Here is a 26110-nt window from a genome sequence, read left to right on the forward strand (position 1 = left end):
GCCGCGGCCCTGCGCAGGGCCTCCTCCTTGGCGCCGGGCGCGTCAAGGGGACCGTCGACCAGACCCGCGAAGCCGATCGCCACGCGGTCACCGCCAATGGGGACCAGGCCGACCTCCTCGCTCTCGCCGGGCCCGAACCTCACCGAGGAGCCGGCGGGCACACACAGCCGCATGCCATAGGAGGCGGCCCGGTCGAAGTCGAGCCGCGGATTGGCCTCGAAGAAGTGGAAGTGCGAGGTGACCGAGACGGGCACGGCCGCGGTGTTGCGGACCGTCAGCACACATTCCGGCTCGGGGCCGCGCACGTCCCCGGCGCCGGGCAGCACCGCCCCCGGAGCGAGCGCGCCGAGGCCTCCGCCGCCGAACGGATCCCCGACCACGGCGATCCGGCTTCCGTCGTCGAACACCGCCTCCACATGGATCTCGGTGACGACATCGGGCACACCGGGCAGCACGTCCTCGGGTCCGAGGACCTTGCGGGCCGCGGCGACGGCCTCGGCGAGCCGGGCACCGTCCCGGGCCGCCTCGCAGACCGCGTCGGCGATGAGCGCGGTCGCCTCCGGCACGTTCAGCCGCAGCCCCCGGGCCCTGCGGGCCCGGGCCAGCTCGGCGGCACCGAACAGCAGGAGCCGGTCGCGTTCCGTGGGGGTCAGCCGCATGTCCGCGACTCCGGCGGGACGCCCGGCACGGGAACCGGGACGGGGGCGTTGACAGGCATGAGGGAACCTCTTTCGACGAGGGCCTTTCGGTACGGGCCGGTCCTGTGGCGGGTCGGCGGCCCGAGGCCTGAACATCTCACTGACTGAAAATTCAGTCAAGACATCGGACGAGAAGACGTCGGCAGCATGAGCGCTCACTCCCGGCCGGCCGAACGCGGTCCGGCCGGCCGGATAGGGTGGGCGACCGTGGGTGACCGGAGAACAGCGATCATGGAAGCGGCCGCGCGGGTCATCGCCCGGCGCGGGGTGCGGGGACTGCGGGTGGAGGAGCTGGCCGCCGAGGCCGGAGTGTCCACCGCGCTGATCTACTACCACTTCAAGGACCGGGCCGGAATCCTGCGCCGCACCCTGGAGTTCATCAGCGACCGCGCCGAGCGCTACACCTCCGAGCGCGAGACGCCGGCCCGGCCGCCGGACCCGCGCCGGGAGCTGGAGCAGACCCTCCTCCTGGAACTCCAGGACGAGCCCGTGGTCCGGGAGAACAGCACCGCCTGGGGCGAGCTGCGGGCGAACGCCGTCTTCGATCCCGAACTGCGCGAAGACCTCGCCAAGGCCACGCTGATCTGGGTGCAGGAGATCGCCGAGCTGCTCGGCCGGGTCAGCCCCATGTCCCCGGCCGCGAGCCTGGCCGCGTCGGCCGAGCGGCTCACCGCACTCCTGGAGGGGCTCAGCATGCGCTGGCTCAGCGGCATCCTTCCGCTGACGCACGCCCGCACCCTGCTGCTCGAAGCCGTCGCCGTCGAGCTGGCGCGTCTCGACCGCGAGTAGCCGGGCGCCCGGGGCTTGCCCCGCACGGCGAGCGCACCGCTGTTGACTGGTTACTGTACGAACGTGAGTACTCGACGTGCCAAGCTGCTGGAAGCGACCTGCCGAGTGATAGCCCTGCGGGGCGTCCGGGGGCTGCGGGTGGAGGACGTCGCCGCCGAGGCGGGCGTCTCCAAGACGCTGATCTACTACCACTTCCGCGATCGCGCGGGCCTGGTCACCAGCGCCCTTGAGTACGTCAACGACCGCGCCGAGGGCTACGCGGACATCGCGGAGGACGACGACTCCCCGGCCCGGGACCTGCTCCTTCGCCTGCTCGCCGCGGAGTTCCAGGACGACGCCGCGGTACGGGAGAACTCCGCGGTGTGGGCCGAGGTCCGCGCGGCGGCCACCTTCGACGAGGGGCTCAGGCCCGTCCTGACCGCACTCACCGAACGCTGGCTGGTCGACCTGGCCGAGCTGATCGCCGACGGCCAGGACGACGGCACCATTCCCGCCTCGGTGGACTCACGAGCCGCCGCGATCCGGCTGACCGCCCTGGTCGAAGGCCTGAGCGGTCGCTGGCTGGCCGGCCTGGTCACCACCTCGGAGGCCAGGGCCCACGTGGAGGCGGCCCTGGATCGGGAGCTCCTGCCCACCGCGTAGGTCCGCCCGGCCGGCCCCGACGCCCCTCACGCCGAGTGCGTCCAGGCCCGCCCTCGTCTTGATTGAATTTTCAGTCAGTGCAAGAGTGGAAGCACAGCCGACGTCCGGGCCTCCGGTGCGCCCGGTGTACGGGGCGCACCCTCACCGTGTACACAGAGCGCCGTACCCACGGGCAGCGCGGTACGCACAGGAGCCCCGCGTGCCCCGAGTCCGCGTCGGCCCGTCGGGAGGCCGTCCGTACACCGAGGCCACCCTCGATCCACAGCACGCGATGCGGAGCACCACCCATGAGCCACCTCCCCCCAGGCAGGCGTCTGCTGGATGCCCTCTTCGGCACGCGCCCCTCCGCCGCACCCGCCGCCGGTCGCGTGAACGGCGCCTGGCGAGTACCGGCGGACGATGTGCCGCATGCCAGGACCTGGATGTCCTGGCCGACCCGCAGGTCCATCTGGGGGCGCCAACTGGGCGGCGTGCAGCGGGACATCGCGCTGATCGCCCGTACGGTCGCGGCGTACGAGCCCGTCGTCCTGTGTGCCCCGGACGACTCCACGGCCGCGCAGGCCAGGGCCGCGTGCGGTCCCGGCGTCACCGTCCTCGACTCGATCCCCACCGACGACCTGTGGATGCGGGACACCTGCGCGGTCTTCCGCCGCGACGGCCACGGCGGCCTCGACGCCGTGGGCCTGGGCTTCAACGGCTGGGGCCGTAAGCAGGCCCATCACGCCGACGCCGAAGTCGCCGCGTGCGTGGCCGAGTTCACCGGCCTCGGATTCCACCGGGCCGGCTTCGTCGGAGAAGGCGGCTCGGTCGAGACCGACGGCGACGGTACGGTCATGGCCACCGAGAGCAGCCTGGTGAACAAGAACCGCAATCGCGGGGCCGGCCGCCCGGAGATCGAGGAGGCCGTGCTCAGGGCGTACGGCGCCGAGAAGATGATCTGGGTTCCCGGAGTGCGCGGCCGCGACATCACCGACAACCACATCGACGTCACCTCCCGCTTCGTGCGCCCCGGTGTCGTCCTGGTCCAACTGCCGCCCGAGGACCGGGACGACGTCTGGGCCCGCGACGCGCGCGAGCAGTTCGCGATCCTGTCGGCGGCCACCGACGCCCGCGGCCGCCGGCTCCAGGTGATCCGGGTGGACGGTCCCGCGACCGTACGGTCGCGGAGTTCGGCGTTCGTCGATTCCTACCTCAACTTCCATCTCGTCAACGGCGCGGTCCTCACGGCGCAGTTCGGCGACGACGCGAAGGACGCCGCGGCCCGCCGGGTCCTGGCCGAGGCGTTCCCCGGACGCGAGGTGGTCCAGCTGGACGTGGACCGCCTCATGGCCGGAGGCGGCGGCATCCACTGCTCGACGATGCAGCAGCCGCACCTCTGATCCAGGATCCGCCCGCACGGCGGCCCAACACGCACGCCCGCCCCGGGTGCGCGCAATGAAAAACACCCTCGGCTACTTTCCTCCCAAGGGACCGCTCTTCGGGTTCTGCCCGGCATCCGTCCGGCTCCGTACGCCCCGAACGGCGACCCACCAGAACGACGCAGGAGTTTCTCCGTGACCCCTCCCCCCATGTCCCGGCGCACCGCGCTGCGCACGTTCGCCGGCTTCGGCGCCCTCTCCCTCACCGCCGCGGCCTGCGGCCCGGGGGACGCCCCGGCCGGACCTTCCTCCGACTCCCCCGCGGCTGCGGGCGAGCGGACGGCGGGTGAGCGGACGGCAGGCCGTCGCTTCGGCGCCGAGTGGGACAGTCACGTCCGTACGTTCATGTCGTGGCCCGCCCTCGACTCGGTGTGGGGCGAGCAACTCCCTTCCGTGCGGGCGGACATCGCTCGGGTGGCACGCGCGGTGGCGGAGTACGAGCCGGTGGTCCTGATGGCCAGGCCCGACCAGCAGGCGGCGGCCCAGCAGGCGTGCGGCTCCCAGGTCGAGGTCATTCCGCTGGCCGTGGACGACCTGTGGGCCCGTGACACGGTGCCGGTGTTCGTGGAGGAGGACGGCCACACCCTGGGCGTCGACTTCAACTTCAGCGGCTGGGGCAACAAGCAGGTCCACACCAACGACGCGCAGGTGGGCCGTCTGCTGCTCGCGAAGTACGGCATCGCCCGCGCCAAGGCTCCACTGGTCGCCGAGGGCGGCTCCTTCGAGACCGACGGCGAGGGAACGCTGATGGTCACCGAGAGTTCGGTGGTCAACAAGAACCGCAACCCCGGCACGTCACGGGACCGGATCGAGGCCGAGCTGAAGAGCAGCCTCGGCGTGAAGAAGGTGCTCTGGCTCGCCGGGGTGCGGGGCAAGGACATCACGGACGCGCACGTCGACAGCATCGCCCGCTTCACCGCGCCCGGCGTCGTCCTGGTCGACCAGGCCTTCCCCGGCAGCCCGCCGGACGTCTGGTCGCAGTCGGCGGACCAGGCCAGGTCGGTCCTCAAGCGGGCGACGGACGCCCGGGGCAAGCGACTTGAGGTCATCGACCTGCCGCAGCCCGACCTCGACAGGATCACCGGCCGGGGCGACTCCTTCGTCTCCACCTATGCGAACTTCTACGTCGCCAACGACTCCGTGTTCATGCCCCGCTTCGGCGACGCACAGGCCGACGACCGGGCGAAGGGCATCCTCCAGGAGCACTTCCCCAAACGTGACATCGTGATGGTGAAGATCGACACGATCGCCTCCGGCGGCGGCGGCATCCACTGCTCTACCCACGACCAGCCCGGCAAGCCCGCCCAGTAGCCGCCCGGATCCGCTGCGGCTGGACGTCCGGAGGCGGGCTATGCGCCGTGGACGGTGGTGAGGTCGCTGAGGCCCGAGATGGTCAGGACGGGGTCCAGCAGGGGGTTGGTGACGAGTTGGAGCCGCTCGGCGTGCGGGAACAGGACGCTGAGGCCGGCGCTGTCGAGGTATTCCACACCGGTGAGGTCGAGGACCAGGGGGCCGGCCGCGGCCGCGAGGGCGGCGGCCAGCTCAGCGGCGTTGCTCATGTCGATCTCGCCGACCGCGGTCAGCAGCCCGGTTCCGTCTGGCCGTCGTCCGTGGGTGAGGGTCAGGGCAGTGGTCATCAGACGATCCTCGTGTGCATGTCGACGGTGGTACCGGACGGCCCGGGGGTGACGGTGACGTGCTGCATCAGCGCCCGCATCAGTCTCATCCCCCGCCCGCGATGGGTGTTGAGTTCCGGCTGCGGGGCCTTCCAGCGGCCCGTGTCGGCGATGGTCAGACGCAGATTGTCGACGTAGGCCTCGGCCCGGAAATGGATGGTCTCGCCCGGGGCGTCGCGGTGGCCGTGCTCGATGGCGTTGGCACAGGCCTCGCCGGCGGCGACCAGAACGTTCTGCACCGTGGTGGGCGGCAGGTCGCACTGGTCGAGCCAGCTGCGCAGCGACTTGCGTACGGGGGCGAGCTGGGAGGACTCGGCGGGGAACGACATCTCCAGCGGGGCCGGATGGCGGTAGAGGAGCAGGGCGACGTCGTCGTCGTAGCCGCCGACGGGGGCCAGCTTGGCCATGACGTCGGTGGCGAGCTCGTCGACCGCGCTGTTGCGGCCGTCCTGGAGGGCGGCGCTGGCCTGGTCGATGCCCGCGCTGAGCGGACGGCGGCGGCGCTCGACGAGCCCGTCGGTGTACAGGAGCAGCGTGGACCGGGCCGTTATGACGCAGGTGCCCTCGGGCCGCTGCCTGCCGGTGCGGACGGCCAGCGGAAGGGACCGCCCGTCTTCGAGGAGCAGGGTGGTGCCGTCCGGGTGGACGAGGATGCCGGGCGGGTGGCCCGCGCTGGAGTACGTCAGCTGTCCGGTGTCGGCGTTGAGGACACCGCAGAAGACGGTGGTGCAGACGGCGCCCGGAACACCGGCGGCGAACTGGTCCAGGGCCATCAGCGTCTGGGCCGGGCTGGCGTCCTGGAGCAGCAACGCCCGGCAGGCGCTGCGCAGTTGACCCATGACGCTGGCGGCTTCGAGACCCCGGCCGACACAGTCGCCGACCACGATGCCTATGCGGCCGTCCGGCAGGGTGACGGTGTCGTACCAGTCGCCGCCGACCTCCAGGGGCTGGGTGGCGGGCTCGTACCGGACGGCGAATCCGTCGGGCAGCTGTGCGGGGCCGAGGATGGCCCGTTGCAGGGCGATGGCGGTCTCGCGCTGCTGGTCGAACTGGTGGGCCCGGTTCAGACCCTGGGCGAGGTGGCCGGCCAGGAGGGAGAGCAGCAGCTGGTCCTCCCCGGTGAAGGGCCGGTTCTCTCCCAGGTCGATCCACAGGGCGAGCGGGCCGTCGGGGAACTCCAGGAGGACACCGGCCCCGGTGGGGTCGGCGGCCGGGGTCAGGATCGGCCCCTGGCGAAGGGAGTCGAGGGTGTCGCGCCGTTCGGCGGGCAGCTCCGCCCAGCGCGGCGTCCCGTCGGTGGAGGTCAGGGTGGGCTCGTCGGCGTGGTCGAAGACGGCTGCCATGACCCATCGGGCGCGCCAGAGCTTCTTCAGTTCGTCCAGAGCCCCGGCCAGCGCCTGGGGCAGGCTCGTGGCCCGGGCCAGGCAGGTGCCGAGGGCGGCCAGGGCGCTTTCGCGTTGGATGGCGTAGTGCTCGGCCGTCACGTCCCGGAAGGTGCCGACGGTCACCCGGCGGCCGGTGTCGGGATCGTCGACCTGGTTGAACGTGGCCGTGACCCACAGCCGGTGCCCGTCCCGGTGGGTGATCGGAATGGTGTAGGAACCCTTGGTGCTGCCGAGCAGCTGCGCGAAGGCGTCGCTGACCTGCTGGTGCGCCTGGGAGTCGGTGGCATCGGGCCACCAGGGGTGGACCGGCCGGTAGGGCAGGCCTTCCGGTCCGTAGCCGAGGATGTCGGTGAACGCCGTGTTGATCTCGACGACGGCGCCGTCCTCGTCACAGACGAAGAAGGCTTCCTGGAGGGAGTCCACCAGCGCGGTGCGCCAGCGGGCGTGATGGCTGCGCAGCCGTGCCAGCTCGATGTTCGCCCGGACCCGGGCGAGGAGCTCGGCGGCCGCGAACGGCTTGACGAGGTAGTCGTCGGCGCCGGCCCGCAGGCCCTCGATGGACGCCTCTTGGCCGGCCCGCGCGGACAGCAGCAGCACGGGGAGCGAGGCGGTCCGTGAGTCCGCGCGCAGCGCCGCGACCAGGGCGAGTCCGTCCATGTGGGGCATCATGACGTCGCTGATCACCAGGTCGAAGGCGCGCGCGCGGACGGCCCGCAGCGCCTGTCGGCCGTCGTTCACCGCGCTGACCCGGTGCCCCGCGCCGCGCAGCAGCCGCATGAGGTACTCGCGCATGTCGGCGTTGTCGTCGGCGACGAGCACATGAGCCGACTCGGCGCCGGGGTCCTGGCCGTCGGCACTCGCGTTCGCGTCGCTCCCGACCGCGACCGGCATCGTCATGGCCTGCTCGCCGGGCAGCCAGCGCAGGGCCTCCTGCACGAAGGGGTCGGCCGTGGCAGCCGCGCCCTTGCCCGGCTCGGCGAGGACGGCATCGGCCGGCAGGTGTGCGGAGCCGAAGGGCAGCCGGATGGTGAAGCTGGTGCCCCGGCCTTCGGTGGAGGTGGCGCTGATGTCGCCGCCGTGCAGTCCGACCAGTTCCTTCACCAGGGCCAGGCCGATGCCGCTGCCCTCGTTGGAGCGGGAACGGGCGTTCTCGATGCGGTGGAACCGCTCGAACAGGCGGGGCATCTCCTGGGCCGCGACCCCGATCCCGGTGTCGTCGACGGTCACCACCGCCCTGCCGTCCTCGACGCCCACGGCGACCCGGATCGAGCCGTCGAAGGTGAACTTCAGCGCGTTGCTGAGGAGGTTGAGGACCACCTTCTCCCACATGCTGCGGTCGACGAAGACCGGTTCGGGCAGCGGCGGGCAGTCGACCCGGAAGTCCAGACCGGCCCGGTCGACGGCGGAGCGGAACACGCTGGCCAGTTCGCCGGTCACCGCGGCCAGGTCGACGGGCTCGTACTGGGCCTGCATCCGGCCGGCCTCGATGCGGGAGAAGTCGAGGAGGGTGTTGACCAGCTTGCCCAGGCGCAGTCCGTTGCGGTGGATGACCTCCAGTTCCGCCCGCCCGTCCGCCTCCGTGAGCCGGTGCCTCAGCTCCTCGACCGGCCCCATGATCAGCGTCAGGGGCGTGCGGAACTCGTGGCTGATGTTGGAGAAGAACGTTGTCTTCGCCCGGTCCAGCTCCGCGAGTTCCTCCGCGCGGCGCTGCTGCGCCTGGTAGCTGCGGGCACTGGCGACGCCGGTGGCGACATGGCCGGCGACCAGTTCGACGAAGCCGCGGTAGCCGTCGTCCAGATCCCGGTACCGGTTCAGACCGACCACCATGAACCCGTAGGGGGCGCCGCCCTGCTGCCGCAGGGGCACCACCAGCGCCTGGAGGGGCGCTTCGGCCCACTCCCCCGTCGGGAGATCCGCGAACGTGGCGCCGTCCAGCGGTGTCAGCACGGACTCGCCCCGCGCCGGAGCCCCCGTCGGCCACACGGTCTCGGATCCCGCCGGGAGCAGCTTCTCGGCGGCCGGATGGCCCGCGTCGATTCCGGTGACGGCGGCCAGCGCGGCACTGCCGTCGTCCTGGAACAGATAGGTCAGCGTGAACGGCAGGTCGTGCGGGTTCCGGCCCAGCTGTACGCACGCGAAGTCGAGCATCTCCTGTTCCGTGCGCACCACGCTCGGGTCGGATCCCAGGTCGCGCAGCGTGGCCATCCGCCGCTCCCCGATGACCCGTTCGGTCTCCTCGCTGACCACGCACAGCATGCCGACCACGAGGCCCGCGTCGTCCCGCAGCGGGCTGTAGGAGAAGGTGTGGTAGCTCTCCTCGGGGTACCCGGAGCGCTCCACGAACAGCAACAGCGCCTGGTCCCAGGTGGCTTCGCCGGTGGTGAGCACGGTGTCGATCCGGGGACCGATGTCGCTCCAGATCTCCGCCCAGACCTCGCTGGCAGGCCGCCCCAGCGCCCACGGGTACTTGCGTCCCAGGGTGTCGCGCCGGTAGGCGGCGTTGCAGAAGAACGTCAGTTCCGGTCCCCAGGCCATCCACATCGAGAACTTCGACGACAGCAGGATGCTGACGGTCGTCCTCAGGCTCTGCGGCCAGCCTTCCGGGTCCCCGAGCGGCGTGGTCGCCGCCCAGTCCACCAGGGCCAGGTCCCGGCCGATCGCCGTGTCCGCGCCGAACACATCGGTTCCGGCCGCCGCCGTGTCCTCCGGCCCGGCATCCTCGGAACGCGTCACTGACCACCCCTTCGTTCACGGCAGCCGTCGCCGGAGCACCTGTCAGTGCCGGTCGTGCTGCCGCCCCGCCGCGCGTCATGCCTGCTCGACCATGAGATACCCGCATGATCGCCGGACCATCCGGGCCGAGCCCGTTGACGTGATCCGTAGGATAGGACAGCCGTGCCTCGCACCAACAGGCACGGTCGACCAGGAGGGACGGGGGGGTGACATGGCGGCGGTCGACTACGCCGTGCCCCGGGACGTACGCGCCGAGATCCTGGGCGAAGAGCGGCGGCTCACCGCGCTGTTCGGCATCTTCCACGCTGCCTCGGCCGGGCCCTCGACCGTCGCCCCGGCCGGCGACGGGAGCACGCTCGGCGAGCGGGGGCAGGCCCGCCGTCCGCGCGCGCCGGTGGTGGGGCCGGCAGTTCGACGCCTCCGGCGCACAAGCTTTTCGCCGAACTGGGTACTGGGGTGAGCGACGACACCGCGTTGCCCGCCCTGTCCGTCCCGCCCCACCGCACGCCCCCATCCGCTCAGGAGAACCGGTGACCGACCCCACTCTGACCGCCACCCGACACACCCACTCCCGCGGGGCGACGGTTTTGGCCGTGGCCGGCGAACTCGACCACCACACGGCGCCGCAGCTCTCCCGGCTCATCCAGGAAACCTCCTTCGGCACCGAAGCCCCGGTGCTGATCGATCTGTCCGGGCTCACCTACTGCGACTCCACGGGCATCACCGTGCTGATCGGCGCCGACCGGCGGGCGCGCGAGGCCGAGGCCCCGCTGTCCCTCGTCGGCGTCAACCCCGACCTGATGCATGTGTTCCGCATCATCGGCCTCGATCAGCTCTTCAACTTCCAGCCCACGATCGAGGACGCCATCGACGCGCTGCACGCCTGACCCGGTTCTCGTCCGGCCCAGGTCTCGGACGAGGCGGGCGCGCGCCATCTGACGCTCCGTCAACTCCTGCTTCGGCGAGCCCGGTTGGAAGCAGGCCCGCCCGGCGGTGGTGCGGTTCGGGAGCCCGGGCGTCACGGCCTCTCGGCGTTCTCCAGCGGCGGCCCGCTCACGGGAGCGGGGGTGATCCCCAGCCGCTCCGCCACGGTGGTGAGGGCCGCTCCCAGGGGGAGTGCGATACGCGTGGTGGCGTGGCGGTCGCCCCTGGTCGGGTCGCGGTTGATGATCAGCACCGGCCGGCCTTCCTGGGCCGCCTGGCGGACGAAGCGGAGGCCGGACATGACCGTCAGGGAGGAGCCGAGGACCAGCAGCGAGGACGCCTCGCGGACCAGAGCCCGGCAGTGCTCGACCCGCCGCGGCGGCACGGTTTCGCCGAAGAAGACCACGTCCGGCTTGAGGACGCCGCCGCACAGCGCGCAGGGCACCACCTGGAAGTCCTTGACCTGCTCGTCGGTGAGGTCCGCGTCACCGTCCGGGTTGATGGCGGCCGCCACCGGCGCGAAGCCCGCGTTGGCCTCCTCCAGCCGCTCCGCCAGCTCGCGGCGCGGGCTGAAGGCGCCGCAGGAGAGGCAGACGACGCGGTCCAGGCTGCCGTGGAGCTCCACGACGCCCTCGCTCCCGGCGGCCTGGTGCAGACCGTCGACGTTCTGGGTGATCACGCCCGAGAGCAGGCCCTGCCGCGCGAACGCGGCCACCGCCAGGTGCCCGGTGTTGGGACGGGCGCGGCCGAAGGTCCGCCAGCCGAGATGGCTGCGGGCCCAGTACCGGCGGCGGGCCTGAGGGCCGGCCGTGAAGTCCTGGTAGGTCATCGGGGTGTGTCGGCTCAGGCTCCCTCCCTCACCCCGGTAGTCCGGGATGCCCGACTCCGTGGAGATGCCCGCCCCGCTGAGCACCAGCACTCCCCCGCCGCCCAGCGCTTCGGCGACCGGCTCCAGGTCCGTGGTGCCCGGCGCGATCTCCCCGGTGGGGGTCCAGCTCAGGGTGGGACGTATGCGCATGCGTCCAGGGTACGGAACGGGCCGCCGCCGCCTCGTCCGCCGCGGGACGGCCCCGCGGCGGACTACTGCGGGATGTCCATGTGCAGGCGGATGGTCGTGCCCTGGTCACGGGTGGACCGGATCTCGACCAGGTCGCACAGCTGGTGGGCGAGCCAGAGGCCGCGGCCGCCCATCTGCTCCGCCGTGGGGCGGGTACGGCCGGCCAGCCGGTCGGAGATGTATCCGGCGTCCCGGAACTCGCACAGGAAGGTCGCGTCCCGCGCCCAGGTCCGCAGCGTTCCCCTCCCCCCACCGTGCCGGATGCTGTTCGTGGCGATCTCGGTCACGGCGACCGCCAGCTTGGGCAGCCGGTCCTCGGGCACGCCCGCGTCGGAGGCGCACTGGGAGACCTTCGACCGGACCGCGGAGAGGTCACCGTGCGTATAGGCCAGCTCCTGGAGCGGATCGCAGGGATCGGGCAGGGCGTCGAAGACGTAGTCGTCGGTGCTGAGATAGCCCTCGTTGCGTACGGACTGCCCTTCCTGATGGATCAGTGGATGACAGCGCGAGACCGACCGCAGCGCGCTCTGGTCCTCGTCGGCGGCGTCGTAGGGGCACAGCATCGACCAGGCCGGGCTGCGGGCGAAGGCCCGGTTGAGCAGCCATTCGTTGTAGCGCAGCTCGGAGAGGTGCGCCGCGTTCCGCGCCAGGCGCCAGGCGGTCTCGCCGATGCCGCGGACCGGCCTTCCGCCCTCGCCCCGCTCGCTCATCCAGGCCGTCCAGGCCGCGATGTGGCGGCCGGGGTTGGCTCCGGCCGTCGACGCCTCGACGAACGTGACGGCCGGCTCGTCGGTGAGTTCCCCGCGCAGCAGCGACGCCTTGTCGGAAGGGACGGCGATGATGATCGCCTCCCCCGCGTCCAGGGCCTCCCGGATGAAACCGAGCGTGCCCGTCAGGAACTGCGTGTCACCCCGGTACGGGTACAGCTCGTGCCGGAAGGGGGACTCCTGTCCGGCGGATGTCTTCGAGGTCCGGGGGACGCTCATGCGCCCATCACCACCGAGAGGTCGGCCGTCTGGTAGCCGGCGAGTTCCCAGCACAGGCGGACGGTTTCGTTGGCGCCTTCCACGACGATGCGGCGGGACGGCAGCCGGCGGGCCGCGTCGACGAGGGCGTGCATCCCGGCCGCGTCGATCATTTCGAGGGTGTCGAACCGCAACGTCACGGTGGGTGCCTGAACGATGGCTGCGCGCAGCGCCGCGTTGAACGCCGACGCGCCCTCCGAGTCGATCACCCCGTCCACGCTCCAACTGTCGGCACCCGTGCTGAACATCCGGAAGGCCGGGCGTTCAGCACGTGTGCCCACCTCGTGCGGGTGCACACATGCCATGTGTTCCAGCGTAGGCGCGTTCCACCGCGAGGGCCTGAAGGCACACACCACGATCGCACCGCTCTCGGACGCGAACTGGTCGAGCTTGAGCTCCTGGTCCAGCAGCTCCTCGACCCCCTCGGGGGCCGCCTTGGGAACCCGCTCGGTGAGGACGCGTACGGAGCGGAAGCCCTCCCGCAGCGCGGTACGTGCCTCGCGGCGCACCGCGGCCAGGACCGAGGCGCTGTCCGCGGCCTCCGAGAAGTCGAGCACGACCGAGGCCGAGGGCACGGCATCACGCGGAAGGTCGAAGGTGTCGCCCGTGCCGCCGATGACGACGATCTTGTCCCCGTACAGGGCGCCATCGGCCACGAAGGCCCGCGCGTCGGCCAGGAGCGCCGCCGTGGGGTCCATGCGCCAGCAGACGTGGTCCCCAAGCCCGACCTCGTCCAGCGTGGCCAACGCCCGTGCCGCTCTCACCCGACCCCCTTCCGGCCGCCGGTCGATCTCTCGGCGGAGTATGCACAGACCTCTGAGCCTAGCCGAGCGCCGGCTCGGCATCCGCCCCGTTCAGCGGGGCCGTCAGACCGTTCCCCAGTCGAGGCGGAGCACGGCCAGGTCGTCGGAGTGGCGTCCGGCGTTCAGTGCGTAGGTCTCCTTGATGAGGCGGTCCACATGGGCGGCCGGGTCGGTCGGCGGCAGCTGGTGGATGAGGCTGAGCAGGCCTTCGACGCCGAGCCGGCCGTCCGCCGTGCCGTTGTGCCCCTCGGTGAGGCCGTCGGTGTAGAGGGTCAGCGCCCCGCTGTCGGGCAGCGGGATCACGGTGGCCGGCCAGTCGCGCTGTTCGGGCGCGATGCCCAGGGCGATGCCGTGCGCGGCAGCCACCTCCTGGGTTCCCGTAGGCGTGGTGAGCAGCGGCTCGTGGTGGCCGGCCAGGTGGAGGGTGGCGGTGCGGGTCTTCTCCTCAAGGGTGAGCAGCGCGCAGGTGGCGAACAGGGTGTGGCTGTCCCGTTCGGCGATCAGGATGCGTTCCATGAGGTGCAGCAGTTCGGGGCCCCGGTGTCCGCCCAGGACCAGCGAGCGCCAGGCGATGCGCAGGCACACGCCGAGCGCGGCCGCGTCCGGGCCGTGGCCGCTGACGTCGCCGACGACGGCGCACAGGAGTCCGTCGTCGCACTCGACGACGTCGAGGAAGTCCCCGCCGAGCAGGGCCAGTTCACCACCGGGCAGGTAGCGCGAGGTGACCCGCACCGTGGAGGTGTCGAGGATCGGCTGCGGCAGCAGGCCCCGCTCCAGACGGGCCATCTCCTCGGCGCGCAGCCGGGCGGCCTGGGCCTCGGCGCCGGCGCGTTCGGTCTGGCTCCGGTAGACGGCGTAACTCACGGTGCGGCGCAGGAGCTCCGCCTCCACCTTGCCCTTGACGAGATAGTCCTGGGCACCGGCGGCCATCGCTTCGGGGCCGGCCTGGGCCTCGGACAGGCCCGTCAGGACGATCACCGCGGTGTGCGGGGCGAGGGAGCGGACGGTGGTGACGGCGTCGGTTCCCGCCACGTCCGGCAGGTGCAGATCGAGCAGGATGCAGTCCAGGGGCGCCGCGGCCAGGTCCGCACGGGCGTCGGCCAGGCTGGACCGGCTGGTGAGTTCGAAGCGCAGGCCCGTGTCGTGGAGCAGCTCCTCCACGAGCAGGGTGTCGCCCTCGTCGTCCTCGATCAGGAGGACGCGGTACACCGGCTCCCCGGGCCGGGTGCCGTGGAGCGTGGTCGCCGAGCTGGTCATGGCGTCGGCTCCGCCCCGGACCGGATCGCGGCCGGTTCCACCCCCGCGCTCTTGCCCAACTCGGCTCCGCTGCGCGGCGGTTCGGGCTCCCGAAGCGGTCCGGCCACCGCCGGGGGTGCTTCGGCGAGGGTGAAGGTGATGCGGGCGCCGCCCGTGTGTTCCGGGTCGACGGCGATGGTGCCGCCGTGGAACTCGACGATCTTCTTGCACATCGCGAGCCCGATGCCGCTGCCGCTGTAGGCGTCCTTGGTGTGCAGCCGCTGGAAGATCACGAAGACCTTCTCGGCGTACTCGGGCGCGATGCCGATGCCGTCGTCGGTGACCGAGAACCGCCACAGCTCGCCCTCCCGGGCCGCCGTCACGTGGATGCGCGGCGGATGTCCGGGGCGGCGGAACTTGACCGCGTTGCCGATCAGGTTCTGCCACAGCATCCCCATCTGCGTGGGATCCGCGACCAGGGTCGGCAGTTCCTCGCAGCTGATCTCGGCGCCCGTCTCCTCGATGCTGACACTCAGGGCGGACAGCGCGCTCTCCACCACGGCATCGAGAGCGACGCTCTCCTGGGTGTGGTGCACCCGGCCCACGCGGGAGAAGTCCAGCAGGTCGTTGATCAGGGTCTGCATGCGGTTCGCGCCGTCGACCGCGAAGGCGATGTACTGGTCGGCCTTGGCGTCGAGCCGGCCCGCGTAGCGGCGCTGGAGCAGCTGGGTGAAGCTGGAGACCTTGCGCAGCGGCTCCTGGAGGTCGTGCGAGGCCACATAGGCGAACTGTTCGAGTTCCGCGTTGGACCGCTGGAGTTCGGCGGCCTGTGCGTCCAGGTGCTGCCGCGCCTGTTCACTGACCTCCAGCTCCCGCACCAGGCGCTGCCGCATCGCGTCGATCTCTCCGCTGAGGTGGCGCAGGTCCGCGGGTCCTGTCGCGACGATGGGGCGGCCGAAGTCGCCCGCGGTCACGCTGCGGGCGTCCCTGCCGAGCCGCTCCAGCGGCTTGGTGACGCCGCGGCGCATCGCTTCGAAGATCAGCCCGGCCAGCGCGGCGATGACCAGTGCGATCGCGGCGAACAGCCAGTTCCGCAGCCGCATGGTGGCCACCAGGTCAGCACGCGCGGCGTCCTGGTCGGCCCGCAGCCGCTCCTGCTGCCGCGTCATGGCGGCCCGCAGCGCGTCGAATTCCGTCTTGCCCTCCGCCGCGCGTTCGGTCGCCAGCGCCGAGGGCGCCCCGGCCGGCGAGGCCGCGATCGGCCGGGCGATCCGTGCCTGCCACGTCTCGACCGCGTCCTGGACGCCGCGCAGATCGCCCAGTTCGGCGCGGTCCGCGCCCAGCAGCCGGGAGAGCGTGGCGACGTGCGTCGACTGATCGGCGAGACCCTGCTGGTACGGCTTGAGGAAATCGGGGGCGCCGGTCAGCCCGTAGCCCCGGATGCCGGTCTCCTGGTTGAGCAGTGCCGACTCCAGCCGGAACGAGGTGCTCAACGCCGGGGACTTCACGTTCACCAGGGCGTCACTGATCGAGGTCGTACGCCCCAGCACCCACGCCCCGGTCGCGCCCAGCACGGTCAGGACGGCCAACGAGACGGCCACCCCGACGCGCAGCCACCGCCGCGTGGTCCACCCGGAAAGCCGCCGCCCACGCGGTAGCTCCTCCTCGCCGGTCATCCCTGTACCCCTCCGCCTGTGCCGCCACGAATCGGCGCCGCGCACACTGTAGAGCCTCCACGACAACAGATGTTGTCGCGGGGCCGCTGAGGGGCCTAAGGTGCCAGACATGCCTGGCAAGAACTACCCGTCCCGGACCCGGCCGCAGGAGACGGCCGAGGTCACGGACCGGGCGGTCGGCGACCTTGCGCGGCGCATCGCCGACATGCCGCGAGATCCCGGGCAGCCGGAGGGCGATGGCGCAGCGCGGGCGCTGACCCTGCTGCACGTCCTCGTCCAGGTCCAGCGGTCCGCCGAACGTCTCCAGCGGTCCGCGGCCGAGCGAGCCGCACATGCCGGTGCCGGGTACCCACAGATCGGCGAAGCATGCGGCATGACCCGTCAGGGTGCCCGCCGACGTTGGCCGGAACTCTTCCACCACTCCCCCGAAGCACCCACGGAGCAACCGATGACGACCGCCCCCGCCCGCGCCTTCGACGTTCTGCTCGTCGAGGACGACATCGCCGACGCCATGCTCATCGAGGAAGCGCTCTCCGAGCGCGGAGCCCGCAATCTCGTGCAGGCCACCGACGGAGTGGCCGCCCTCGAACACCTCCGCGACCCCGGCAAGGTGCGCCCCGACCTCATCGTGCTCGACCTCAACATGCCCCGCATGAACGGCCGCGAGCTGCTCCGGGTCCTCAAGACCGACGGCGATCTCCAGACCATTCCGGTCGTCGTGCTCACCACGTCCTCCGCCCCGGACGACGTGACGGACGCCTACAGCAGCCACGCGAACGCCTATGTGACCAAGCCGGTCAACCTCCAGGAGTTCGAGCAGGCGGTGCAGAGCATCGACGCCTTCTACCTGGAGACGGCGACCCGCCCGCCGCACAGCTGAGCAGTCGCCCCGCCCACCGCGCGCGGGCCGGGACCACGCCGGGAGCCCTCAGCTGCCGGGGCCGCTCGGCGCCTGGTCGATGTCCGGGTGTTTGCCCGGTTCGATGATCTTGTCGAGCACCGATCGCACCACCGTGAACGCGCCGGCCAGCTCGGCACGCGCGGAAGCCACCTCCGCCCCGGGGGCCGCGTCGGCCTCGGCGCGGAGCCTGGCCTCCTCATCGATCGCCCAGTCACGGGCCCCGCGAATGCGCCGCAGGAGTTCGTCTCCGTCCACCGCGTCAGCCATGGGTGACGTCTACCCACAACCACCGCCGGGGAAGCGGCGGTTGGGCCCCGCGGATCCGGTGGGCTCCGGCCCGGCCTCAGCGCGGGGTGTCGGCGTCGGGGCCCGGAATCCCGTCCCTGCCGTGCTGTGTCCGGTAGGAGGCGATCCATTGCTGGACGGTGGCCACCGGGAGCCGGGCGTCCTGCGCGAGGGCCTGGAGGGGTACGCCGGTGCGCCAGGCGTCCACAACCGCTCGGTGCAGGGCCGCGATACAGGCGTCCAGGTCGCCGAGGACGGCGTCGGCGGACAGGTGCGGTGGCCGCTCGGTGAGGCGCTGGGCCGCTCTGCGCACCGCCCGCCGCCGCTCGATCAGCAGGATCCGGTACGCGCGGGGAGTCCGGCGGGGGCGCGCCGCGGAGCCGCGGGAACGGCACTTGCCGGCCCGCTCCGCCAGGAGCCGGGCCGCATCGGCCCGGAGACCCAGCAGGCCGACGAGGCTCGGCGCGTCGTGGCCGCGCAGGGCGAGCGTCCAGGCCAGGTAACAGCTGTTCAGACCGGGCGGGTCGGCCCGGAGCAGCAGCGGCCGCAAGGCGTCCATCGGGAAGTGGTCCTCATGCCGTGCGTCGGCGCACGCGGCTGCCGCCCGGACATCGGAGTCCGACCACGTGCCGTTTCGCCGCGCTCGCCGGTGGGCGACGAACAGGGCCAGGCCGGCGGCGGCCGTGCCCGCCACGGCGCAACCGAGCAACGCCCGTGCTCCCGGCGGGGCGTACGCGAAGCCCAGCGCCTCGATCGTGGCGCAGAGACCGAGGGTCGCGGCAGCCGTACCGACCGCGCCGGGCCGGTGACGTGAGATTTTCATGCGGCAGGCCCCTGTTCGACAGCTGCCCGGATCTAAGCACCGCTTGCGCAACTAGGCAAGTGTTTCCAGTATGCTGCGGAGGCACATCGCGCCCATCGGGGCCTCCACCGGCGGAGGTTGGGGTGTGACCGGTCCGAGCACCGCCGAGTGCCGCGATCCGGCCACGCGGGCATGGGGTGTGACAGCGGAGCACCGGGTGCTCACGAGCGGGGGGAGGCGGGATGGACAGTGGTCCGGGCCATAGTCGGCCCTCCCTGCTGTGTTCTTCGCCGTCTCTCCGCGACACCGGATGACCGCCGCTCCCCGTGGTCCCGTTCGAGCCCCGCTCCTTCGTCCCCGGAGCGCGTCTGGCGTGACCCGGTGTTGCCCGGTCCCGCCGTGGCGGGTTCAGGGGGTTCGCCTTGTCTGCCAACCATCTCCTCATGACCACCTCCGCGCGGCTGCGCGACCGCCGCGTCGAGCTCGCCCGCCGCGCCCTCGCCGCCAAGACGGTGCGCGGCTCCCTGGTCTCCGTGGCCGGCCTGGTCAAGGGCCCCGTCACCAACCAGGCCGGCGACGACGTCGGCCGTGTCGTCGACGTGGTCGCCCGGCTGTACGGCACGGACGCCTACCCGCCGGTGACCGGGCTCGTCATCCGCGTCGGACGCCGGCGCGCCTTCCTCCAGATCGACACGGTCGAGCGGATCGACGCCGGACGGGTACGCCTGCGGACCGCGCGGATGGACCTGCGCGAGTACGAGCGCCGACCGGGTGAGGTGCTGCTCGCCCGGGACGTGCTCGACCACCAACTCGTGGACGTGGACGGCATTCAGGTCACGCGCGCCGCCGACCTGTACCTTGCGCCGCTGGCCGAACGCATCGTCCTGGTGGGCGTGGACGTGTCGCTGCCCACCCTGCTTCGCCGGCTGGGACCACGGCGCTGGCAGGCCCGGCCCACTCCCGAGCGCGTACTGGACTGGCAGTCGATCGCGCCGTTCGCCGAACACGCCACCGAAGGGCCGTCCGAGGTCAGCCTGCGCGGCACGCGCGCCTCGCTGCACCGGCTCAGGCCCGCGGACTTGGCGGACGTACTGGAGGATCTGGGCCGCGCCGAGCGGCAGCAGTTGCTGACCTGGCTCGAACCCGGGCACGCCGCCGACGCCCTGGAGGAGATGGAGCCCGGCGAGCTGGAGAACCTGCTGCGGGAGGCCGGGCCCTCGTACGCCGCTCAGATGCTGGGCGAGATGGAACCCGACGAAGCCGTCGACGCGTTGCGCGATCTGGGCGCGGGCGAGCGCTCGAACCTCCTGGACCGCATGGCGCCCACCCAGGCCACCGGCCTGCGCGGACTGCTCGCCCGCCCCGAGGACACCGCGGGCGGCGCCATGACCACACGTCTTGTCACCGCGCTGCGCGAGCACAGCGTCGCCCAGGTCCGCGGCCGGCTCGCCGAACAGGCCGAGCACCGCACCGAGATCGACGCCGTCGCCGTCGTCGACGCCGGCGGACGGCTGATCGCGGACGTACCGCTGTTCCACCTCACCGTCGCCGAGGACAGCTCGCCCCTGGGTGATCTGGTGGACTGGCTCGTCCAGTTCGGGCCACAGGTCGCGGTACGTCCCGACACCGCGCTCGACGAGGTCGCCGACCATCTGCTCGCCTCGCGTGCCTCGTCCGTCCTGGTCGTCGACGAGAACGGGACCCCGTTGGGACGCCTGCTCGCCGACGACATTCTCGACGCGCTCCTGCCCGAGCGCGGGCGGCGCCGCTTCCGGAGGTTCCTGCGATGACGAGCGACACGGACACCACCGCGGCGGACGTCGCTCCGCACGGCACGCGGCAGCGGAAGCCCCGGACGGGGTGGCGCAGGGTGGTCGCCGTATCGGCGGTCGCGGGCCCGGGCCTCGTAGCGGCGAACGCGGGCAACGACGCGGCGGGCATCGCCACCTACGCCTCGGCCGGCTCGCAGTTCGTCTACGGCACCCTGTTCTTCATGGTGCTGGTCACCATCGCCCTGGTGATGGTCCAGGAGATGGCGGTCCGGCTCGGTGCTCACACCGGCAAGGGCCTGGGTGCCCTGATCCGCGAGCAGTTCAGCCTGCGCCTGACCGCACTCGCCCTGTGCTGTCTCCTGCTGGCCAACACCGGCCTCGTCGTCTCCGAATTCGCCGGCATCGGCGCCGCCTTCGAACTCCTCGGCGTACCCAAGTGGGCCGTCATCCCGCCGGCCGCCCTGCTGCTGTGGGCCCTGGTGCTCTTCGGCTCCTACCGGTGGGCCGAACGCATCTTCCTGATCATGTCGCTGGCCTTCTTCGCCTATCCCGTCGCCATGGTCCTCGGCCACCCCGACTGGGGCCGGGTCGGCTCCCATCTGGCACTCCCCCATATGGAAGGCAGCCAGGCGTTCATCCTGCTCGCGGTCGCGCTGATCGGCACCACCGTCAGCCCCTACATGCAGTTCTACGCCGCCGCCGGAGTCGTGGACCGCGGCGCGAAGCCCGAGGACTACCGGCTCATCCGGGCCGATGCCGTACTGGGTGCCGTGTTCGCCTGCCTCATCAGCCTGACCATCATCATCGCCACCGCCGCGGCCATCGGCGGCAGCGGACCGCTGCGGTCCGCGGCCCAGGCCGCCCAGGCACTCGAACCCGTCGCCGGACAGGGCGCGGAGCTCCTTTTCGCGTTCGGCCTGATCGGCGCCTCCGCGCTGGCCGGAGCGGTGGTGCCGCTGTCGGCCAGCTATGCCATCGGCGAGGCCGCCGGGGTCGAGCGCTCGGTCTCCCGCCGCTTCCGCGACGCGCCGCTGTTCCTCGGCCTGTTCACCGCCCAGATCATCCTGGGCGCCGCCGTGGCCCTCACCCCGGTCAACGTGATCCAGCTGCTCATCGGCACCCAGGTCCTTCAGGGGCTGATCAGCCCCATCGTCCTGGTCTACCTGCTCGTCCTGACCAACCGCCGTTCCGTCCTGGGCTCCGCGGCCAACGGACCGCGCTATCGCGTCGCCGCCGCCCTCGTCGTCCTCGCCGTCGCCGCCATGTCCACCATCCTGCTCGTCCAGACCGTCCTGACGTGGCTCGGCCTGGCCTGACGGACGTGGTCGGCCGCGTACGCGGCCGGCGCGGTGAGAGCTCGGACCCGCGTCGAAAGGGGGTGGCTGAGCGCGGTGACCGAGGGGGCGCGGGCTACTGGGCCGCGCGGTCGTCGCGGCCGAACCAGTCGAGGCAGACGACGAGTTCGTCGTCGTCCGCCGTGTCGCCCCGGTGGGCGGCCAGCTCGCCGAGGATGGCGCGCGGGACCGCGGCGGCGGGCAGCAGACTCGCCGCTTGGATGACCCGCGTCAGCGCCCGCTCCCCGTACGCCTCGCCGCGTTGGCCGGCGGCTGCGTACACCCCGTCGCTCACGAAGATCAGCCGGTCGCCCGGGCGGACTTGGAAGCTCTGGGCGGCATAGGGCGTCTCGTCGAACATGCCCAGGGGGAACTGCGCCTCGATGGGGATGCGTTCGACGGTCTTGTCGCGCTGGCGCCACAGTTGCGGGGATCCGGCGTCGACGATCTCCACGTGACCGGTGGCGAGTTCGAAGGACAGCAGCAGGGTGGACACGTACTGGGCCCCCGCGTGCTGGGCGTAGAGGGCCTGGTCGGCGAGGGCGGCCTGATCGGCGATGCCGATGCCGGCGCGGCGGGCGTTGCGCAGGGCGTTCACGGCGAGATTGGTGAGCAGCGAGGCCTGGATCCCCTCGCCCATGCCGTTGGTGATGGTGAGGGTGAGGCGCTCGGCGGTGGTGGCCCAGTCGAAGTTGTCGCCGTGAATGGCGTAGGCCGGCTCCAGTTGGGCGCCGATCGCGTATTCCTGGCGGGCGCAGGAGCGTCCCGGCAGGAGCTGCCACTGCATTTCGGCGGCGAGGGTCAGGCGGCTGGCCCGCCGGGCCTGCAAATAGAGGTCGGTGTCCCGCTCGGCGACGATGATCTCGTGCCCCAACAGCTCGGCGAGGCTGGTGAGTTCATCGACGGCCTGCGGGCTGCATCTGTGTTTGGGCAGGCGCACCGTGAGGATGCCGAGTCTGTCGCCGCGTACGGTCACGGGCAGGTGCAGGTCCACCGCGCCGTCGTGTGCGGTGTACTGGCCGAAGGGTTCCTGGCTGCCGAAGGCGCGCCCTTCGGGGCTGGTGTGCAGGGGTAGCGGCTGGGCGGTGTGGGGCAGCGCGGTGACCGGTTGCAGGACGGTGAGGCCGTAGTCGGCCATCAGGAGTTCCACGCCGTGGGCCTCGTAGTGCTGCACGAGGGCGGCGCGCGCGGCATCGAGCAGAGCGTGCGGGGGCGCACCGCGCACGGCGCGTTCCACGGCCAGGAAACGGCTCACCGTCAGCCTGCCTTCGTTCAGGGGGTTGGGGTCCGGACGCAGTAGCGTACCGGCACCGCGGGGCCCTCAAGCACGTGTTTCCCGGAGCACCGGGCGCGCTGTGCGCCCTTGACCCAATCATTGACTCCCGAGAACTGTTGTCTTTTTGCAACGGTTGGCGCTACGGTGGGTCCAGTCGCCCGATCGGGTTGTCCTGACGGGGCCTCCCCTTTACGACTACGGGAGTTTTTGAGCTCCCCATCGGGCCTCAACCGGCTTCACCGCCACCATTCGAGGGGCCAGTTTTGGACACCCCAATCACCGATCAGCGGATGTTCCTCGTCACCCACCACCGTGCGGACACCGTCGTTCTCGCCGTGGAGGGCGAAGTCGACCTCGACTCGGCTCAGCCCCTGCGGCTGGCGCTGGACGAAGCCACCCGCTATGGCGCGGGCCCGGTCGTGGTCGATCTGTCGGGGGTCCGGTTCGCCGACACCGCCATCGTCAACACCCTGCTGCGGGCCCGCTCGGGCCTCGGGGACCGGCTGCGCATCGCCGCCCCGTCGTGGCCCGTTCTGCGGCTGCTGCGGATCCTCGGCATGGGCGGTGTCTTCGCCATCCACACCGGCCGGGCCGCCGCGCTCCGCGACGGTCCTGTCCACGTGTAGGAACCGGCGGGGATCAGCCCTTCGGAAGCTTCACCACGGTGACGAAGAAGTCGTCGATCTGGCGGATGGCCAGGATGAACTGGTCCAGGTCCACCGGCTTGGTGACATAGGCGTTGGCGTGCAGCTTGTAGCTGCGCAGGATGTCCTCCTCGGCCGAGGAGGTGGTCAGCACGACCACCGGGATGTGGCTGAGCTCCGGGTCCGCCTTGATCTGCTCCAGCACCTGGCGGCCGTCGTACTTGGGCAGGTTCAGGTCCAGCAGGATCAGGTCCGGCCTGGGCGCTTCGGTGTGGTCCCCGCGCCGGTAGAGGAAGTCGAGCGCCTCCAGGCCGTCGCGGACCACGTGGAGGGTGTTGCCGATCTTGTTGTCCTCGAACGCCTCACGGGTCATGAGTTCGTCGCCCGCGTCGTCCTCCACGAGCAGGACTTCGATGGGCTGCGGCGGAGGTGTGGTCATGAGGCGACTCCTTCGGATGGCGAGGCGGACGGTGCCGGGCCCTCGGGCACGGAAACACCGGGGAGCGTGAAGACGAGCCGGGTCCCGTCCGTGTGGGCGGTGTCCACCCAGATGCGGCCGCCCCGGTGCTCGATGATTTTGCGGCATACGGAGAGACCGATGCCCGTGCCCCCGTAGGCGTCCCTGCTGTGCAGGCGCTGGAAGATGACGAACACCTTCTCCGCGAATTCGGGGGCGATGCCGATCCCGTTGTCGGTGACGGCGAACCGCACGAAGCCGGGTTCCTCGTCCGGCTCGGCACTCACCCGGATGTGCGGGGGCCGGTCGGGGCGGCGGAACTTGACCGCGTTGCCCAGCAGGTTCTGCCACAGCATGGTGAGCAGGGTGGGATCGCCGGTCACCCCCGGCAGTTCGTCCGGACGGTCGATGCGGGCCTCGTGCTCCTCCACCGCGGCGGCCAGGTTGCGCAGCGCGCGGTCCACGACGGTGTTCGTGTCGAGGGCTTCGCAGGCGTCGTTGACCCTTCCGACGCGGGAGAAGGTCAGCAGGTCGTTGATGAGGGTCTGCATGCGCTTCGCACCGTCGACGGCGAACGCGATGTACTGCGTGCCGCGCTCGTCCAGCCGGTCCCCGTACCGCTTCTCCAGGAGCTGGCAGAAGGACGCCACCTTGCGCAGGGGCTCCTGGAGGTCGTGCGAGGCGACGTAGGCGAACTGCTCCAGTTCGGCGTTGGAGCGGCGCAGCTCGACCGCCTGGGCGTCCATGTCCGACGCCTGTTCCGCCATGACGGCTTCCCGGCGGCGGCCGGCCCCCAGCTCACCCACCACGCGAAGACGCATGGCCTCGACCGCCTTCGACAACGCCCGGACGTCGGCCGGCCCGTGCACGGGGATGGGATGTTCGAAGTCCCCGTCGGCCACCCTCCGCGAGGCCGTACGCACTTCCTCCAGCGGGCGCACGACGGTGAACTGGAGGAGCAGCGCCAGCCCCGCGCCGATCAGGACGAACAGCGCCAGCGCCGCGAGGAAGGCCCGGTCGCGCTGCGCGCGCATGTCGGCCAGATGGGACTTGGCCTGCTCCTGCTCCTGCTGCAACTGCCGCAGGACGGTGGCCAGACGCGTACGGACCTGGTCGAACTCGGCTTTGCCCTGCGCCACGGAGACCGTGCCCGAGTGGGTCCTGGTGGCGGCGACGGCAGGGTCGGCAAATCTCTCCTGCCACTGTTTCACCGCCGCGTCGAGCGCGCCGAGCGCATCGGTCCGCATCCCCATCTCGCCCACCAGCGTGCCCAGTTGGGCGCGCGCCGCGGCCCCGGCCGGGCGGCCGCGCTCATAGGGCACTAGGAGCGTCCCGTCCCCCGTCAGGAGATAGCCCCGGACGCCCGTCTCCTGGTCGAGCAGGGCCGCCTGGAGCTGGAAGGCGGCGGTGCGGGCCGGTGCGACGCTGTTGACGAGACGGTCCGCCGCTTCATTGGTCCGCGACAGAACGGCCGCTCCGACACCGGCCGTCAGAAGCGTCATGGCCCCCATCACCCCCAGGGCGAGGAGGAACCACCTTCTGACGGTGAGCGTGCGCCACCTGGCACCGAGCGTCGATGTCCGTGTGCGTTCGGGAGTCATACCGTCCATTCGCGTAGCAGCACTGCCACGTCGTCGGCCAGGCCGCAGCCGGGTGCGGCAAGGGTCTGGGCAGTGTGGATGAGGTCGTCGACGAAGGTGTCCGACGGCTGGTGCGCGCGGGCGCGGGCGATGGGACGTACCAGCGTCAAGACCACCGGCAGCCCCCTGGCCCCGGCCAGGACGAACGAGCGCCCGGCCCGGCCGGTAGCGGGAGTGGACCTTCACGCGGCCGTCGAGCAGCGGCGGCCGGGGCAGCGGGCCCCGCTCCAGACGGGTGTTCTCCTCCGCCCGCAGCCGCCCGGCCTGGAGCGCGGCCGCCGCCTGCTCGGTGCGCTTGCGCTGGATCGCGTAGCGGACGGCCCGTGCGAACAGGTCCGCTTCGAGGCGGCCCTTGACCAGGTAGTCCTGAGCGCCGGCCGCCACCGCGGCCAGGCCCGGCTCCTCCTCGGCGAGACCGGTCAGCACCACCACCACCGCCCCCGCCGCACGACGCAGAACCTCCTCCAGGGCCTCCAGGCCCTGGGCGTCGGGCAGCCGCAGATCGAGAAGGACGCAGTGCGGCATGTCCGCACGGAGCCGGACGAGCGCGTCCGCGAGCGACCGCGCCCATACGGGATCGAGGGGTACGCCGCTGTCCAGGACCAGTTCCTCGACGAGCAGGGCGTCACCCGCGTCGTCCTCGATCAGCAGCATGCGCGGGCGCTCGCCGTCCCAGAGCGAGTCGGCGGGGCTTCGCCCGGCCCTGCCGGTCCCGGTGTGCGGGAGCTGCCCGGACGACACGGCCTGGGCCGGCACGGCAGGTCTCCCCAGTGCCGGTTCCGGGCAGGTTTCAGGGCTGATCCCCATGGCAGGATGTCTCCTCTCGCCACGGGCACCGCGACACCTGCGTCCGCCCGACACGTCCGCGACGAGACTAGGACGATCAGTTGCCTTTGCGCAACAGTTGCCCCCGCCAGGTATCCGGCCCGGCAGCACA

At 71.8% G+C, this 26110-nt stretch carries 23 protein-coding genes; 10 read left to right on the forward strand and 13 right to left on the reverse strand.

Annotated elements, in window-relative coordinates:
- A partial coding sequence (gene ureA, locus ACFYNP_RS32155; protein WP_388790483.1) for an urease subunit gamma occupies positions 1-659 on the reverse strand: 659 nt, incomplete at its 3' end.
- 270 nt (positions 660-929) lie between these two features.
- Between ureA and ACFYNP_RS32160 the strand changes: the two genes are divergently transcribed.
- From ACFYNP_RS32160 to ACFYNP_RS32175, 4 genes are all read left to right on the forward strand, one after another.
- Positions 930-1487 carry a TetR/AcrR family transcriptional regulator gene (locus ACFYNP_RS32160; protein WP_388790653.1) on the forward strand — a complete coding sequence of 186 codons (558 nt, stop codon included), beginning with the start codon at positions 930-932 and terminating at the stop codon, positions 1485-1487.
- Between the two features lie 63 nt (positions 1488-1550).
- Positions 1551-2129 (forward strand): TetR/AcrR family transcriptional regulator, encoded by a 579-nt coding sequence (locus ACFYNP_RS32165; protein WP_388405046.1) that lies wholly within the window; start codon positions 1551-1553, stop codon positions 2127-2129.
- 287 nt (positions 2130-2416) lie between these two features.
- Positions 2417-3508 carry an agmatine/peptidylarginine deiminase gene (locus tag ACFYNP_RS32170; protein WP_388790486.1) on the forward strand — a complete coding sequence of 364 codons (1092 nt, stop codon included), beginning with the start codon at positions 2417-2419 and terminating at the stop codon, positions 3506-3508.
- A 189-nt stretch (positions 3509-3697) separates the two neighbouring features.
- On the forward strand, positions 3698-4858 hold the full coding sequence (locus tag ACFYNP_RS32175; protein WP_388790655.1) for an agmatine deiminase family protein: 1161 nt from the start codon (positions 3698-3700) through the stop codon (positions 4856-4858).
- A 38-nt stretch (positions 4859-4896) separates the two neighbouring features.
- Here ACFYNP_RS32175 and ACFYNP_RS32180 read toward each other — a convergent pair whose 3' ends face one another.
- Both ACFYNP_RS32180 and ACFYNP_RS32185 read right to left on the reverse strand, forming a co-directional pair.
- Positions 4897-5184 carry an STAS domain-containing protein gene (locus tag ACFYNP_RS32180; RefSeq protein ID WP_388405040.1) on the reverse strand — a complete coding sequence of 96 codons (288 nt, stop codon included), beginning with the start codon at positions 5182-5184 and terminating at the stop codon, positions 4897-4899.
- Positions 5184-9341 carry a SpoIIE family protein phosphatase gene (locus tag ACFYNP_RS32185; protein ID WP_388790489.1) on the reverse strand — a complete coding sequence of 1386 codons (4158 nt, stop codon included), beginning with the start codon at positions 9339-9341 and terminating at the stop codon, positions 5184-5186. Before ACFYNP_RS32185 ends, ACFYNP_RS32180 begins: the two co-directional genes overlap by 1 nt.
- Positions 9342-9552: 211 nt before the next feature.
- Between ACFYNP_RS32185 and ACFYNP_RS32190 the strand changes: the two genes are divergently transcribed.
- Both ACFYNP_RS32190 and ACFYNP_RS32195 read left to right on the forward strand, forming a co-directional pair.
- Positions 9553-9801: a hypothetical protein gene (locus ACFYNP_RS32190; protein ID WP_388405036.1), complete on the forward strand. Its 249-nt coding sequence runs from the start codon at positions 9553-9555 to the stop codon at positions 9799-9801.
- A gap of 70 nt (positions 9802-9871) precedes the next feature.
- Positions 9872-10228, forward strand: coding sequence for an STAS domain-containing protein (locus ACFYNP_RS32195; protein ID WP_388405033.1), 357 nt, complete (start codon positions 9872-9874; stop codon positions 10226-10228).
- Positions 10229-10359: 131 nt separating this feature from the next.
- On the opposite strand, the gene ACFYNP_RS32200 is transcribed toward ACFYNP_RS32195, so the two are convergent.
- The 5 genes from ACFYNP_RS32200 to ACFYNP_RS32220 form a co-directional block, all read right to left on the reverse strand.
- A complete protein-coding gene (locus ACFYNP_RS32200; protein ID WP_388790492.1) occupies positions 10360-11283 on the reverse strand; it encodes an NAD-dependent protein deacetylase in 924 nt (307 codons plus the stop codon).
- Positions 11284-11345: 62 nt separating this feature from the next.
- Positions 11346-12308 carry an anti-sigma factor RsbA family regulatory protein gene (locus ACFYNP_RS32205; protein WP_388405028.1) on the reverse strand — a complete coding sequence of 321 codons (963 nt, stop codon included), beginning with the start codon at positions 12306-12308 and terminating at the stop codon, positions 11346-11348.
- Positions 12305-13111, reverse strand: coding sequence for an MEDS domain-containing protein (locus ACFYNP_RS32210; protein ID WP_388405025.1), 807 nt, complete (start codon positions 13109-13111; stop codon positions 12305-12307). The genes ACFYNP_RS32205 and ACFYNP_RS32210 overlap by 4 nt, the downstream gene beginning before the upstream one ends.
- A 102-nt stretch (positions 13112-13213) precedes the next feature.
- On the reverse strand, positions 13214-14407 hold the full coding sequence (locus ACFYNP_RS32215) for a PP2C family protein-serine/threonine phosphatase (RefSeq protein WP_388790495.1): 1194 nt from the start codon (positions 14405-14407) through the stop codon (positions 13214-13216).
- Positions 14404-16062, reverse strand: a complete 1659-nt coding sequence (locus tag ACFYNP_RS32220; protein WP_388790498.1) for an ATP-binding protein — start codon at positions 16060-16062, stop codon at positions 14404-14406. Before ACFYNP_RS32220 ends, ACFYNP_RS32215 begins: the two co-directional genes overlap by 4 nt.
- 109 nt (positions 16063-16171) lie before the next feature.
- Between ACFYNP_RS32220 and ACFYNP_RS32225 the strand changes: the two genes are divergently transcribed.
- The gene (locus tag ACFYNP_RS32225) at positions 16172-16942 is read left to right on the forward strand and encodes a response regulator (RefSeq protein ID WP_388405018.1); all 771 of its coding nucleotides are present in this window, start codon (positions 16172-16174) and stop codon (positions 16940-16942) included.
- A gap of 48 nt (positions 16943-16990) precedes the next feature.
- Here the strand turns inward: ACFYNP_RS32225 and ACFYNP_RS32230 are convergent, their stop codons facing one another.
- Together ACFYNP_RS32230 and ACFYNP_RS32235 are read right to left on the reverse strand one after the other, a co-directional pair.
- Positions 16991-17230: a hypothetical protein gene (locus tag ACFYNP_RS32230; RefSeq protein ID WP_388405016.1), complete on the reverse strand. Its 240-nt coding sequence runs from the start codon at positions 17228-17230 to the stop codon at positions 16991-16993.
- 76 nt (positions 17231-17306) lie between these two features.
- Positions 17307-18071, reverse strand: coding sequence for a hypothetical protein (locus tag ACFYNP_RS32235; protein WP_388790501.1), 765 nt, complete (start codon positions 18069-18071; stop codon positions 17307-17309).
- Between the two features lie 422 nt (positions 18072-18493).
- On the opposite strand from ACFYNP_RS32235, the gene ACFYNP_RS32240 reads away from it, so the two are divergent.
- Both ACFYNP_RS32240 and ACFYNP_RS32245 read left to right on the forward strand, forming a co-directional pair.
- Positions 18494-19840, forward strand: a complete 1347-nt coding sequence (locus ACFYNP_RS32240) for a magnesium transporter MgtE N-terminal domain-containing protein (protein ID WP_388790503.1) — start codon at positions 18494-18496, stop codon at positions 19838-19840.
- Entirely contained in the window at positions 19837-21138 is a 1302-nt protein-coding gene (locus ACFYNP_RS32245; RefSeq protein ID WP_388790506.1) for an NRAMP family divalent metal transporter, read from the forward strand. Before ACFYNP_RS32240 ends, ACFYNP_RS32245 begins: the two co-directional genes overlap by 4 nt.
- Before the next feature lie 94 nt (positions 21139-21232).
- Here ACFYNP_RS32245 and ACFYNP_RS32250 read toward each other — a convergent pair whose 3' ends face one another.
- Positions 21233-22411 carry a PP2C family protein-serine/threonine phosphatase gene (locus ACFYNP_RS32250; protein ID WP_388790509.1) on the reverse strand — a complete coding sequence of 393 codons (1179 nt, stop codon included), beginning with the start codon at positions 22409-22411 and terminating at the stop codon, positions 21233-21235.
- Positions 22412-22695: 284 nt separating this feature from the next.
- Here ACFYNP_RS32250 and ACFYNP_RS32255 point away from each other — a divergent pair, with 284 nt between their 5' ends.
- Complete coding sequence (locus ACFYNP_RS32255) at positions 22696-23058, forward strand: STAS domain-containing protein (RefSeq protein ID WP_388405003.1); 363 nt, start codon at positions 22696-22698, stop codon at positions 23056-23058.
- A 13-nt stretch (positions 23059-23071) separates the two neighbouring features.
- Here ACFYNP_RS32255 and ACFYNP_RS32260 read toward each other — a convergent pair whose 3' ends face one another.
- Together ACFYNP_RS32260 and ACFYNP_RS32265 are read right to left on the reverse strand one after the other, a co-directional pair.
- Complete coding sequence (locus tag ACFYNP_RS32260; RefSeq protein WP_388405000.1) at positions 23072-23515, reverse strand: response regulator; 444 nt, start codon at positions 23513-23515, stop codon at positions 23072-23074.
- Positions 23512-25929, reverse strand: a complete 2418-nt coding sequence (locus ACFYNP_RS32265; RefSeq protein ID WP_388790511.1) for an ATP-binding protein — start codon at positions 25927-25929, stop codon at positions 23512-23514. The genes ACFYNP_RS32260 and ACFYNP_RS32265 overlap by 4 nt, the downstream gene beginning before the upstream one ends.
- Positions 25930-26110 lie beyond the last annotated feature (181 nt).

This window comes from Streptomyces sp. NPDC006691, assembly GCF_042869955.1.
GTDB lineage: Bacteria > Actinomycetota > Actinomycetes > Streptomycetales > Streptomycetaceae > Streptomyces.